The sequence below is a fragment of the Martelella sp. FLE1502 genome, assembly GCF_053484255.1.
Genome location: NZ_JBAKFQ010000021.1, coordinates 29,628 through 43,069 on the forward strand (window position 1 = coordinate 29,628; position 13,442 = coordinate 43,069).

Consider the following 13,442-nt stretch of genomic DNA (forward strand, 5'->3'; position numbering starts at 1 on the left):
AGCTCTTTCCCAGCCGCCGCCCCATTCATCCCGGAGCGCGGCGGCGGACTGAGGGAATGGACATGGCATTTTGCGTTTTGAGTTTCGATATCGGCGGCACATCGATCCGGGCGGCCACCGCCGTTGATGGCGGTGCGCCGGGTGCGGTTTCGCGTTACGATACGCCGGCGCATGATCGCGAGGCCTTTCTCGCACGCCTCGCCGGCATTGCCGCGGACCTTTCGCAAAAGCCCGACGCGATCGCGATTTCGCTTGCCGGCGTGGTCGATCCCGAGACTGGGCGGATGATCGTCGCCAACATACCGGCGATCCACGATACCGATCTTGCCGCCGATCTTCAGGCCCGCACCGACATTCCCGTCATCGTCGCCAATGACGCGGATTGCTTTGCCGTGGCCGAGGCCGTGTACGGCGCGGGGCGCGGCCACGAGATCGTGTTCGGCATCATTCTCGGCACCGGCGTCGGCGGCGGGCTGGTCTCCGGCGGACGGCTGATCAATGCCGGCGGCGGCTTTGCCGGCGAATGGGGCCACGGGCCGATCGCGCCGACCATGGCGGGCGGCATCGCGATACCGCATTTTGCCTGCGGCTGCGGCCTCTCAGGCTGTCTCGACACCGTTGCCAGCGCCCGCGGCATCGAGCGGCTGCATGCCCATCTTCACGGCGCTGCGCTCGATTCGAGGGCCATCCTGGAGGCGTGGCGGGCGGGCGAGGTTGCGGCGACCCGCACTGTCAGCGTCTATCTCGATCTCATCGCGGGGCCGCTCGCGGTCTGCGTCAACCTGACCGGCGCCACCATCGTGCCGGCCGGCGGCGGGCTTGCCGGCGCGCACGATCTGCTCGCCGCAATCGACGAGGCGGTGCGTCCGCTCACGCTGTGGAAGTTCGACCGCCCGCTGGTGGTGCCCGCCGCAAGCGGGGCCGAGGCCGGACTTGCCGGCGCGGCCGCCATCGCCTTTCAAAAGCAGGCTCAGTCCTCGTAGCGGCCGAAGCGGGTCAGCATCGCCTTGGTGGCGATCCCGAGCAGCACCGAGAAGATCACCAGCGCCAGCGAGAACGACATCGTGTTGGTGGAGAACCAGTTGGTCAGCACAAGACGGATATTGCTGATCGAAAACGGCGTATCGAAGATGAAGTCGGTCGCGCCGATGGCGACATTGTCGATCACCCCGGTATTGCGGTTATAGGTCGTGACCCTTCCCTGGACGGCGTCCCAGTGCTGGCGCTTCATCAGCGCGGCCATGCCGTTGGAAAGGTTTTCCTGGGAGGGCGCAGAGATCATCGTCCAGGCCCCGTCGCCGTCCGGACTCGGCTCCTGCGCGACGATCATCGAGACCGAGTTCGGCGGCAGATAGTCGGAATCCGGGCGCGGCAGGAAGCGCAGCGTCTCGAAGGAAAGGTCGTAATTGCGCTTGAGATATTTCTCGACCTCGAAAATCCAGTTGTACCACCCGGCCGTCACCTGCTCGTCCCACTCTTCGATCGTGGTTTCGGGGGCTTCGTTGTAATTGGCCTCGCCGCCAACCTGCTGGGTCCACACGCTGCGGCTGGTCTGCGAGATCTGGGTCTGCCGGAGCGCCTGCGCCGGCAATTGTCCGATGGAGCCGAGGAAAATCGCGTCGCCCTCGCCCACATCCTCGATCGAATGCACCACGTCCACCGGAATCTGTTCGCGCGCGGCATTGGCAAGCTTGGCGACGAAATCGGATGCGGAGGCAAGCGTATCCGGGCTGAGCGTATCGATATAGAGCGGAATGCGCGCCTTGTCGCGCGAATACGGGAAGCCCGTGCCGCTCGTCGCCCATAGATCCGGCACCTGCGCGACGCGGCCGAAATTCGGCATGACGAATTCGGTGGTGTCGAACACGGCGAAGCGCGGCGTATCGTCGGCAGTCGCGCCCGGCAGGCAGGCGGCGTCTTCCTTGGTCAGAAGCGCTGCCTCCAGCACGATCTTGTTCACGCCCGGCTTCATGTGGCGCATGGTGAAACGCACCGGCGTGCGTCTCAGCACCGCGCCGTTGACGGTGCTGATCGGCCATGTGGCGGCAAGCTGATCGTTGACGAACACGTGCAGGCGGCTACCCGGCAGCACGATCGGCCCGTAGGCGGCGTCGAGCATCAGCCGCGCCTCGCCATAGGCATCGGCGTAGAAATCGGCGGGCAGGCCGATCGTGAATTCAGCGCGGAACACGCGGCCCGAAAATTCCTGCGTCGGAATGCCGAGCTGCTCGAAGGTCAGCGTCTTGCGACCGGTCAGGAGCTGGGTGTCCTGCTTGCGCCAGGAATGGGTGGAATAGGCCTCGTCCTTCATCGCGGCGCTGCGGGCGGCAGGCTGGGTGATGCCGTCGATCAGCGGACCGATCCGCTGCCAGGACGGCGCGACCAGAACCAGCACGCTCTGGCCGAGCGCGTTGGTGCCGATGAAGCGCGCCGATTGCGCCGTGCCGATATCCGGCAGCGCATCGCCAAGCAGCGGGCGAAGCTCATCCGGCGTGCCGACATAGACCGGCAGCACGCCGGAGGCGAATTTCACCGGCTCGGAGGTGGAATAGGTGAAATAGGTGTTCGGCATGTCCGCCAGCAGAGCAAGGCCCTGCGCCAGCTCCAGCAGCGGATCGCCCGCGATCGTATCGGCAAGGCCAGGTGCCACGATATGAAACTGGGTTCGTCCGATCGCATCGACGCCGACCGCGCGGATATCGCCGATCGAGGAAAGCTCGGCGGTGGCCGGATCGCCGAAGATCAGGAAGGTGCGCTCCGGATCGATGTCGGTCCAGAGGTCATAGGTCGAATCGAGGTCGCAATCGGTGCGGTGGCGCAGCTTGTACTTGATCGAGAACTGGTTGTAACCCGGCTTCAGAACGCCCGCCGGCACCTCGAAACGCAGGTCGGATTGGCGCTCGGATGAATCCAGCGGGGGTGCTGCGATTTCGACATTGTTGAAGGCAATCGACAGCTTCGAATATTCCGGTGCCACGAAGATCGAGTTCTGATAGCCGATATTGAATTGCGAGGCCGATTTCGCCTGTGCCTCGGTCAGATAGACCGACCAGGCCCGCTCGCCGTTTTCCCCCTCGAGCCGCATCTGGTCGGCCGGCACGATATAGCGGAAAAACGGCACCGTTTCGGCAACCGGCTCGGGCGTGGCGGCGGGCGAGGTCGGCGTCGGCGGGGCGGAAGGCGCGCGCGGAAGCGGGCCGGAGCCGTCGCTGCCCATGTCAAAAGGCGCGACGGTGCCCGACGCGGCAGGCGGCGTTGTCGTCTGTGCCGAGACGAGGGGAACGCCGGCCAGGATAAATGCCAGAAAAAGCAGGATCCGTTTCATCAGCTCTTGCCCTTCGCCCGTGCGGCGCCGCCGCCCGTGTTCGGCTGATACTTCCCGATGAAATAGCTCATGCCGCGGCCCATCTGTCGCACCGACATCTTGATGAACCAGAATGTGCCGGCAAGCGTGCCCGGGTCATTCTTGCGCGATTGGAGAAGCTGTTGCCAGCGCTCCGAATTGGCGAACATGAGATCGGAAATCACCGAGAAATGCAAGCTCGAGACGGGCGCGTAACGGCAGCCGACCATGGCGAGTTCGCCGAGCGAGCGGGCGTGGCGGATCATCACCGGCACCTCGCCGGCATCGCCACCCTTGTGCGGCTCCACACGCAGCAGCGCATGGGTGCCGGGGCGCAGGCGGTCAAGATCGCGCACCTGCACCTGCAGGCCGGCGCCATCTGTGGACACATCCTCGATCGTGCCGCGATAGACGCTGTCGCCGATCACCAGCTCGCAGCGGCGCGACATCTTGATGCGCCGCGCCTTCTGGCGTTCGCCGGCTTCCGAGACGACGCCGAGCGCGGCCGCCGTCAGAAACAGGTTGAGGAAGTTCCAGCCGCCCACAACCCAGGTAACGCCTGCCAGATAGGGCTCTGCATAGAGCCGGTAGACCATCATCACGCTGGCCGCGACGAAAATGAAGAAGATGATGAAGAACGGCCGGCTGATTTCGGAGAGCCGGCTGTGCTCGATCGACTCGTCCTTCGCCGTTACCTTGAAGGACGGCTTCTTGGGATTGATGATCGCCGAAACCACCGCCGGCATCAGGTGTACCGTCTGGATGTACTCATAGAGCTCGGAAATCCAGGGCCAGCGGAACTGGCCGAACAGATAGTTCTGGATGAGCATGTTCACGATCAGATAGGACAGCGTATAGGCCAGGAACTCGCCGCCGGAGGCATCGAAGATCTGCAGGCCGAAGAACAGGTAGCACAGCGGCGCGATCATGAACGAGGCGCGCGCGAAGGGAAACAGCCAGAACAGGTTCGACGACATGTAGCAAAGCCGCTGCGGCAGGCTCAGACCGCGCAGAAGCAGCGGGAACTTGAACCGCAGGATCTGCATCATCCCCTGCCCCCAGCGGCTGCGCTGGCCGATGAACGAGGAGAATGTCGCCGGCTGGAGCCCGGCAATCAGCGGACGGTCGACATAGACGCTGTTCCAGCCGTTGGAGTGAAGCTCAACGGCGGTTTCGCAATCCTCGGTGATCGACACGCCGGAAAAGCCGTTCACGGAGTTCAGCGCCTCGCGGCGCAGCACCGCGGCGGAGCCGCAGAAGAACGAGGCGTTCCACTTGTCGAGGCCGCGCTGGATGATGCCGTAGAACATCTCGTTCTCGCTCGGCATCATCTCATAGGTTCTGAGATTGCGCTCCAGCGGATCGGGGTTGATGAAGAAGTGCGGCGTCTGGACCAGGAAGAGCCTGGGGTCTTCCATGAAGTAGCCAACCGTTTCCTCAAGGAAGTCGTTGGCGGGCGCGTGGTCGGCGTCGAACACCACGATCAGGTCGCCGGTGGTGTACTGAAGCGCGTGGTTCATGTTGCCCGCCTTGGCGTGCTCGTTGCGCGGACGGGTAATGTAGCCGACGCCGAGTTCGGCGCAGATCTGCCTCAGCTCGCGATGACGCGTCTGGGCAAGGCTCGCCTCCACAAGGTTCTTGGAGTTGCGCTTCTGCTCGGTCCCGCCATCGTCGAGCAGGTAGACCTTCAGCTTCTCCGCCGGATAGTCCATGGCCTTGGCCGCGGCGAGCGTATGGGCAAGCATCGTCGAGTCCTCGTTATAGGACGGGACGTAGACATCGACATAGGGCAGGTCACCCTCGAGCTTGCCCCAGCGCGGGCGCACCGGTAGCGGCAGCGCGACCACGAACAGGCTGAGCGCCAGCATGCCCACGGAAAACATCTCGGCGCAGTAAAGCAGCACGCCCGGAATGAAGTTCTGCAGTTCGGTGATCGGCGGAAGCGTGCTGGTGGTGCGCCAGAACACATAGCGCAACACGATGGATGTGCCGAAAGCCAGCGCGATCAGCCGCCAGTTGCCCTCGGCATGCATCTGCTTGAGGACCAGCATCACGGCCACCGCGACAAAGCTCACGACGATCTGCGTGCGCAGGTCGATCGGGAGCGTGACAAGGCCGAGGATAAAGATCGCGGTAATAATCCAGGCAATGGTAATTGCGATCTTGCGCATGAAACGGGTCCTTACGAACGGAGTATTCCGGACTTATACGCAAGAAAACTAAAAATTGTCTTGCGCGGATATAGTTTTTTTTCCGGTATCACGCGGCGCAGCGGCCCGTGCCGTCATTTCTTGTCCGCCCTATCCGTCTGATTTTTAGCAATTTTGCGGTCCGATGGCGATATCCGCCCGAACTGATCGCGCAAACCGCCGCCCGACACTACTCGCAGCTTACCGTCGTTGACCCCGGCAGCAGGCGGCACGGCGGCGCCGGGATTGACCGGCTGGACGACGCCGGCGCGGCGAAGCCCGTCGCAGCCGGGCTGGCCGGCGCTGTCGCCGACGCGGCGGCGGCCGGACGCGCGGGCACCGGAATGCTGGACGAAGCCGGGGCAGAGGCAGGCGCGCCGATCGTGGGCGAGACGGACGCCGGCGCGGCGCTTGATGATGTCGCGGGCGTCTGGCGGCCCGGCGTCGGGATGGTCGAGGCCGGCGCGCCGGCGGCGGGCAGGCCGGGCGTATAGGCCCCGGGCATGGCGGGCGTGCCGACGTAACCTGCCGACGGCAGGCTTCCCGGCGGCAGGCGCACGACATCGACATTGATCTCGTCGCCTGTGGAGATCGGGCGCGTGGTCACGCGGGTCACCGGCGCGGTGCTGGCGGTCGAGGATTTCAGCACCTTCTCGGTGTCGGCGACGCGTTCGGGCCGCGGGTCATAGGCCTTGCGCGGATAGGTCGGGGCGCCGGTCTCGCCCAGAAGCGGCGGCGGGCCGGCCTGCTCGCCATAGGGGTTCCAGCCGAAGGCATCGACCGCCGCGGCAATGGTGTAGCCGTACATGATCCCGAGCAGGTCATCCTCCGAGGCGCCTGCCTCGCAGAAGCGCACCCGCACCTGGATCGTGCCGGCCTGGCCGAAGGCCGCGAGGCTATCCTGGCCCGGCCTGATCTGCTGCCAGCCATACATGCACAGATCGTCGCCTCGGCCATGGCCAAAGGCATAGCCGAAGGGGCCGTAATTGTTCTGCACGTAATAAGGCGAGCGAACCATGCGCACGCCGGGCAGTCGCTCGCGCATCTCCTCATCGATGCGGCGGTCGGTGATCGACTGATAGGACAGGCTGTTGCCATTCATCCGCGCATAGTTGCGGGTGCCGAAGAAGACGGCGTGGATCGCGTTCTGGCCGGGCGTGCGCGCATCGGTGCGCAGCATGATCTGCTGGTCGATGGCGTTGGAAAACTGCTCCTCGAGAACCGAAACGATCGCCGGACCGCCGGGCGGCGGCATGATCACGGCCTCTTCCGGCAGAAGATTGCGCACCGAAGACGTATAGGGCAGCAGATTGCCGGCGCAGCTTGCCAGAAGGCCCGCGGCGACAAGGCCCAAAGCCGCGCGGCAGCGGGACCTGATCTGACGGGCAACGGCAATTGACATCTTTGAGCACACCTTGGTTTGTCGCCGCCGGGGCGGCATAAAGCCCGGACCGGTCTTTTATATTCCGCATTCATATTTTTCAGAGTTTGGTAAATAAAGAACTAACGCGGGGCGGTGGCGATGCATCGGAAAATTAACGGATTCTCAAAAACTTCGGCGACATTCGCCCCGTTTTTAATATTTCTTAACGACAATACGTGTTTGTAGTGAATCACATTACGTTCGCCGCAAGCCGGATACAGGGACCCGACATGCCAAGCCGCGCAAATTCCGCTGCAACCAAGCTTGAAGGCTTGCGCTATCGCGACAGCGCAGGCGGTGAACACATGGGTAATAATGCGGGCACAGCCGGTTCCGGTATCGGGAACCGCCGCTCGGCCGGAGTATGGATGCCATGAAGCTGACTTATGTTGCACTGACGGCAGGCGCGATCGCCATGATCGGTGCAATCAGCATGGGCAGCATGGGCGCGCCCGGCCGCAAGCTTCCGGTTTCCACCGCGCTGGCCGAGCCGACGGAGGCGTTCAGCCAGGCCTATGAGCAAATCGTCAACGATGACGCGCCGGCGCCCGCACCTGCGGCCGAGCCGCGCTTTTCGGCGGTGAGCGAAGCCCAGGCCCAGGAGCCCTCCACCAATCTGCGCAATCTGCCCGACAACCCGACGCCGCCGCAGACCAACGCGTCAACCTCCCAACCGGCCCAGCAGACTGCTGAACAGCCGACGCAGGAACCGGAACGCTCCCCGGTCGATGAAAGCGCGCTGCGTTATTTCGCCCAGCAGGGCGATCTGGAACGCCTTCAGGCGGAAATTTCGCGGCTGCGCTCGCTCTATCCCAACTGGACGCCGCCGGCCAATCCGCTGGCGATCGAGGACGGCGAGGACGAGCAGCTCAACGCCATGTGGCAGGCCTATGCGCGCGGCAATTACGCCGAGGTGCGCCAGTTGATCCAGACCCGCCAGACCGAGGAGCCCAACTGGTTGCCGCCGGCCGACCTGATCGACCGCCTGCAGATCGCCGAAAACCGGTCCGCGCTGATCCAGGCGTCGGAGGACGGCGAGTACGAGAAGGTCATCGATCTCGCCTCGCAATCGCCAAGCATCCTGACCTGCGCGGAAATCAATGTCCTGTGGCTGGTGAGCGAAGCCTTCGCCAAGACCGACAAGCTCAACCGCGCGATGGACAGCTACACCTATATCATGAAGAACTGCGACAATACGCAGGAGCGCCTCGCCACGCTGCAGAAGGCGCTGGCCGTCATGCCCTATGAGGACATGAAGACGCTGATCAGCTTCGAGCGTCCCGACGAGCAGGACATGCCCGAATTTCAGGAGATCAGCGAAAACCTGCTGCGCGACCGCTTCGCCGAAGCCGGCGACGACGAAACCATTGTCATCTCCCCCGAAGATCTCGCGGCGATGGAGAAACTCGCCAACACCTCCAATTCCGCCAATGATGCCGAGCTGCTGGGCTGGTACTTCCTGATCCGCGGCAGCGAGAACGCCGCCGAACCCTGGTTCCGCAAGGCTCGCGAGGAAGGCGACTCGGCCACGATCTCGCAGGGGCTGGCGCTGATCCTGATCGAACTGGACAAGGCCGAAGAGGCCGAATCGGTGATGTATCCCTGGCGCAATGACAGTAATGAAGCGCTCGATACCTATCTCAACGCCGTGGTCCGGATGCTCGGCCGGATTCCGCGCAAGGATTATCCCACCGATGTCCTGAGCCGCATGGCCGACGTCATCACCGAAGCCAAGAGCATGACTGCCGCCCAGCAGTTCGGCTGGTACTCCAAGGATTTCAATCAGCCGCTGGCGGCGCTGCAATGGTTCGAGGCGGCGCTTTCCTGGCAGCCCTGGTATGAGCCGGCTGCCTATGGCGTGACGCTGACGCTCAACGACATGAACTACAAGCCCGGCGTCTACCTGATGCAGAAGATCTGGGCGCCCTATTCCGAGCGCATCGCCTGGCTGAACGATCCCAACGCGCCGGTGACCACGCTTGAAAACATGATGGCGACCGTGTTCGAGCTGACGGTGCTGAAGGAAGCGAACGGAAAAAGCCGCACCGTGGCCGTGCCGATCGCCGAGATCGACCTCGCCACCGGCCAGCAGACCCCGATCGGCGCAACCGCCATGCCGTCCTCGCCCGGCCAGCCGCAGAACGCCGTGGCGCTGACGGCGCCGGTCGCGTCGCCCGGCGCGCTGGGGCTCGGCGCCGAGGCCGATACCGCGCCCGCCAATTACGTGCCGGAATACTACCAGTATTACTATGGCGGCGGTGCAGGCGCCCAGACGGCAGCGCCGGGCAGCCCCGCAAGCCGCGTCCAGGCGCTGGAACGGCTCAGCATTCCGCGCTCTATGATCCGCACCGATCCGGAGACCGGCGTGCAGACCGTGACCGTGCTGAACACCGCGTTGCAGCCGGAGGCGAGCCGCTATCAGCCGTCCGCGGCCCAGATCCAGGCGGCGTTCTACACCACCGGCCAGCCCTCGGAGAAAACCGAGATCTACCGGTTCGACGAACAGGCCTACGCCAATCGCGACTATCTGCGCCAGTTCCAGATCGCCTATTATCTGAACGTCGTCGGCGCCGCCGATGCGAGCGGAGACCAGATCATGGTTTCCAGGCTTCCCGCCGGCACCCAGTTGCCCGAGGGCACGGCGATACCGGTGGCCGACGCCGAACCGGCCGTGGTGCGCACATCGAGCTCGACATCGACCCGGCGCGTGGCTTCCAGCGGCACGTCTTCCTCCTCCGGCTCGAGCTGCTGGAACGGGCGTTCCGCCGAAAACCTGTCGCCCGATGCGGCGCTGCGCCAGGGCTGGTGCCTGATGGACCTGCAGCGGCCGACAGAGGCCGCCCGCGCCTTCGAGACCGCGCTCGGCTCATCCTCGGCGAAAAACCGCGAGGAAGCCGCCTATGGCCAGAGCCTTGCCTATATGCGGCTCGGCCTGACTAACAAGGCCGCCGTCGCCGCCTCGCAGGAACCGCTCAGCCGCGAACGCCAGCTCAATCTGCAGGTCGATATCCTGTCGGCGCGCGCGATCGCAGCCTATCAGGGCGGGCATTACCAGGATGCGCTGCTGCTCCTGAACCAGCGCAACCAGCTTGCGCCGGAAGAAACCGGTCTGATGGTGATCAAGGGCTATGCCTATTACAATCTCGGCCGCTACACCGATGCCCATCAGGTGTTCAGCGCACTTGCCGAAATGGGCAATCCCAAGGGCATGGAGGGCCTTGCGCTCACCCGCAACCGGCTCGGCCTGCCGGGCAGCAACTGACGAGGCGCGCCTGGCTGAGGTTACGGCTTGTCCGTCGGCAGCGCGCCGGCGCGCTTCTCCGCCTCGAAGGAGGCGTGCGCATCGACATAGGCTTCCTGGCGGGCAACGCTCCAGTAGCGCAGTTCCTCCAGCGGAATGTGCTTGCCCGTGACGGCGCAGACCACGTAACTGCCGGGGGTCACGACCTCGAAATTGGCGTCGAGATAGCGAATCCGCGCCGCGCCCTTGCCGCTTCCATCAAAGATATTCACCGCTTGATCTCCAGTTCCGAATGCCGTTGTGCCATCAGCGCCCGAACAGGCGCTCGATATCGGCGAGCTTCAGCTCGATATAGGTGGGCCGGCCGTGATTGCACTGGCCCGAACCCGGCGTGGTCTCCATCTGCCTCAGGAGAGCATTCATTTCGTCGACGCGCAAGCGCCTGCCGGAGCGCACCGAACCGTGGCAGGCCATGGTTGCCGCCACGCTTTCAAGCTTCGCGCGCAGACCATCGGCGGTTTCCCATTCGCCGGCCTCGTCGGCAAGCTGGCGGATCAGCGCCGCGGCATCGACCTCGCCGAGCAGCGCCGGGGTCTCGCGCACGGCGAGCGCGCCGGGGCCGAAGCGCTCGAACACGAGCCCGAGCCGTGCCAGTTCGTCGGCAAACGGCATCAGCCGGTCGCAGTCTTCCTCCGGCATGTCGACGATTTCCGGGATCAGCAGCATTTGCGAGGCAAGCCTGTCTTTGGAAAGGGCCGCCCGCAGCGCCTCGTAGACGAGACGTTCATGGGCGGCGTGCTGGTCGACGATGACGAGGCCGGTATCGGTCTGGGCGACGATATAGTTTTCATGCACCTGCGCCCGCGCCGCACCCAGCGGATGGTCGGAAGACGGCTGGACGGCCGGACCCGACTCCTCGCCGCGCGCCGATGGCGTTGCAAAGCCCGCAAAGCCGGCCGGAGCTCCAGCGAAGCCGGGTGCCGTCTCGCCGAAGCGCGGCGCAGGCTCTTCGCGGAAACCCTCCGGTCGATAGGGCGATTGCTGCGGCGACCATTGGGCATTGGTCGCCCGCTCATAGTCGCCCCTGTACACCCGGGATGCGGCGGCAGGCTCGGGCGAGAAACGCGGCGTGAACGCCTTCAGCATCGCATCCGCGCCGGTGGAGGACGAGCGGTCGCCCGCCCGCGTCAGCGCCTCGCGGATCGCGCCGACGATCAGCCCGCGCACCAGCGCGGGATCGCGAAACCGGACATCGGCCTTGGCCGGGTGGACATTGACGTCGACCAGCGCCGGATCGAGCGAGAACCACAAAACGGCCACCGGATACCGCCCCTTCGGAACCGTCTCGGCATAGGCCGCGCGGATCGCGCCGAGAAGCAGCCGGTCCTGCACCGGACGGCCGTTGACGAAGGCATAGAGATGGCCGGAATTGCCGCGGTTGAAGGTCGGCACGCCGGCAAAACCGGAAAGCGTCACATCCTCGCGCGCGGCATCGATCTCGATCGCGTTCGAGCGGAAATCGCGGCCGAGCACCTGGGCGATGCGCGCCAGCCGGTCGTCGCCGGTTGCCGGCAGTTCCAGCGTGGATCGATCCGAGCCCGACAGCACGAAGCGCGTCGCCGGGAAGGCCAGCGCCATGCGCTTGACCACCTCGGTAATCGCCCCCGCCTCGGCGCGCTCGGTTTTCAGGAATTTCAGCCGCGCCGGCGTTGCGAAAAACAGATCGCGCACCTCGACGATTGTGCCGGCATTGACCGGGGCCGGCTCGGGCTCGCCGGAGCGCCCGCCTTCCAGCGCGATGCGATAGCCCTCGCCCGCCTCGCGGGTGCGGCTTGAAATCGAAAGCCTGGCGACAGAGCCGATCGAGGGCAGCGCCTCGCCGCGAAAGCCGAGCGTGCGGATATCGGTGAGGTCGGCTGTGATCTTGGAGGTGCAGTGCCGCCTGACGGCGAGCGCCAGATCCTCGCGGCTCATGCCGGAGCCGTTGTCCGTGACCCGAAGCAGCGCCTTGCCGCCGCCGGCCGTCGCGATCTCGATCCGGGTCGCCCCGGCATCGAGCGCGTTTTCGACCAGTTCCTTGGCGGCGCTCGCCGGCCGTTCGATGACCTCGCCGGCGGCGATCTGGTTGATGACGGTTTCGGAAAGCTGTCTGATGCTCATGGCGCAGTCATAACAGATTCGCCCCGTCGCGCCACGGCATTTGGCGCGCGCTCAGCGCCCGGCGCGATAGGCCGGATCGAAGCGCGGCTTGGCGCCCGTCACCAGCGCGAACGTGTTGCCGGCATTCGGCTCCTCCTCGGCGCGCGTGTCCTGGGCGGCGCTGGTCACCAGCATCCAGCCGCCGTCACGACCGATAAAGGCCGGGCAGGTCGGCTGGCGGGCGGGAAGCTGATAGCGCGCCTTGTGCTTGCCCGCGGGATCGAACTGGTCGAGCACGCCGGCGCCGTAACGGGCGTTCCAGATATTGCCGTCACCGTCGCAGACCGCGCCGTCCATGCCGCCGGTCATATGCGCGGTGTCGATGAAGACGCTGGCCGGGCCCGTCGGCAGGCCGGTTTCCGGCGCGATCGGAACCGACATCAGCTGGTTGACGTCGGTGTCGACATAATAGCCGGTCGCCCCGTCCGGCGAAAAGCAGATCGCGTTCGGGATGGTGATCTTGTCGAACAGCTTGGTCACCGCGCCTTCGAGCACATGGTAGATCGCGCCGGCGCCCTTTTCGAGGTTCTTGCCCATGGTCGAGACCCAGAAGGCGCCGGAGGCGTGAACCCGCGCATCGTTCGAGCGGGTGACGGCGTTATCCGCCTCGATCGCCACATGCAGCGAAAGCGCGCCGGTGGAGGTGTCGCGGAAATAGAGCCCTGTTTCGGTGGAGATCACCTGGCGGTGCTCATCCACCACCGCCAAAGCGCTTGCCATCTCCGGAAGCTGGATGATCCGTCGCTCGCGGCTGGACGCGTTCAGCAGATGCAGCTTGCTGGCATTGATGTCGAACCACCAGATCATGTCGGTGTCGCGGTCATAGCCCGGCCCCTCGCCAAGCGACATCCGGTCCGTCACCAGGATCCTGCCCTCGAATACGGTCTCTGTGATCATTGTTTCTCCCGATGCCCCTCATTTCTTTTTTGTTGTCGCCGCGCGTAACACGGAAATTCCCGGCCTTTCCAGAGGAAAGACAAGGACCGGCGATAAATCAAGCGCTCAGTTTGCCCGCATGCCGGGATGGAACTCCCCCGCCGGCACTTC

Annotated in this window: 8 protein-coding genes; 2 read left to right on the forward strand and 6 right to left on the reverse strand. The window is 64.9% G+C overall.

Annotated features, from left to right (window positions below):
* The first annotated feature begins 56 nt into the window (after positions 1-56).
* Positions 57-983: an ROK family protein gene (locus V6767_RS16595; protein ID WP_448474481.1), complete on the forward strand. Its 927-nt coding sequence runs from the start codon at positions 57-59 to the stop codon at positions 981-983.
* Here the strand turns inward: V6767_RS16595 and V6767_RS16600 are convergent.
* The 3 genes from V6767_RS16600 to bcsN form a co-directional block, all read right to left on the reverse strand.
* Positions 971-3,325 carry a cellulose biosynthesis cyclic di-GMP-binding regulatory protein BcsB gene (locus V6767_RS16600; RefSeq protein ID WP_448474482.1) on the reverse strand — a complete coding sequence of 785 codons (2,355 nt, stop codon included), beginning with the start codon at positions 3,323-3,325 and terminating at the stop codon, positions 971-973. The genes V6767_RS16595 and V6767_RS16600 overlap by 13 nt on opposite strands.
* A complete protein-coding gene (bcsA, locus tag V6767_RS16605) occupies positions 3,325-5,514 on the reverse strand; it encodes a UDP-forming cellulose synthase catalytic subunit (RefSeq protein WP_448474483.1) in 2,190 nt (729 codons plus the stop codon). Before bcsA ends, V6767_RS16600 begins: the two co-directional genes overlap by 1 nt.
* 208 nt (positions 5,515-5,722) lie before the next feature.
* Entirely contained in the window at positions 5,723-6,934 is a 1,212-nt protein-coding gene (gene bcsN, locus V6767_RS16610; protein ID WP_448474484.1) for a cellulose biosynthesis protein BcsN, read from the reverse strand.
* A gap of 394 nt (positions 6,935-7,328) precedes the next feature.
* On the opposite strand from bcsN, the gene V6767_RS16615 reads away from it, so the two are divergent.
* Complete coding sequence (locus V6767_RS16615; protein WP_448474485.1) at positions 7,329-10,217, forward strand: hypothetical protein; 2,889 nt, start codon at positions 7,329-7,331, stop codon at positions 10,215-10,217.
* Positions 10,218-10,237: 20 nt separating this feature from the next.
* Here the strand turns inward: V6767_RS16615 and V6767_RS16620 are convergent, their stop codons facing one another.
* From V6767_RS16620 to V6767_RS16630, 3 genes are read right to left on the reverse strand one after another with little or no spacing between them, the layout of a single operon-like run.
* Complete coding sequence (locus V6767_RS16620; protein WP_347446124.1) at positions 10,238-10,468, reverse strand: DUF2093 domain-containing protein; 231 nt, start codon at positions 10,466-10,468, stop codon at positions 10,238-10,240.
* 34 nt (positions 10,469-10,502) lie between these two features.
* A complete protein-coding gene (gene mutL / locus V6767_RS16625; RefSeq protein WP_448474486.1) occupies positions 10,503-12,356 on the reverse strand; it encodes a DNA mismatch repair endonuclease MutL in 1,854 nt (617 codons plus the stop codon).
* 51 nt (positions 12,357-12,407) lie between these two features.
* On the reverse strand, positions 12,408-13,292 hold the full coding sequence (locus V6767_RS16630) for an SMP-30/gluconolactonase/LRE family protein (protein WP_448474487.1): 885 nt from the start codon (positions 13,290-13,292) through the stop codon (positions 12,408-12,410).
* Positions 13,293-13,442 lie beyond the last annotated feature (150 nt).

Excerpts from the sequence above, each read along its gene's own strand:
- V6767_RS16595 (WP_448474481.1), top strand. The coding sequence starts at position 57 with ATGGACATGGCATTTTGCGTTTTGAGTTTCGATATCGGCGGCACATCG.
- bcsN (WP_448474484.1), bottom strand. The coding sequence starts at position 6,934 with ATGTCAATTGCCGTTGCCCGTCAGATCAGGTCCCGCTGCCGCGCGGCT.
- V6767_RS16630 (WP_448474487.1), bottom strand. The coding sequence starts at position 13,292 with ATGATCACAGAGACCGTATTCGAGGGCAGGATCCTGGTGACGGACCGG.
- V6767_RS16600 (WP_448474482.1), bottom strand. The coding sequence starts at position 3,325 with ATGAAACGGATCCTGCTTTTTCTGGCATTTATCCTGGCCGGCGTTCCC.
- V6767_RS16615 (WP_448474485.1), top strand. The coding sequence starts at position 7,329 with ATGAAGCTGACTTATGTTGCACTGACGGCAGGCGCGATCGCCATGATC.
- bcsA (WP_448474483.1), bottom strand. The coding sequence starts at position 5,514 with ATGCGCAAGATCGCAATTACCATTGCCTGGATTATTACCGCGATCTTT.
- mutL (WP_448474486.1), bottom strand. The coding sequence starts at position 12,356 with ATGAGCATCAGACAGCTTTCCGAAACCGTCATCAACCAGATCGCCGCC.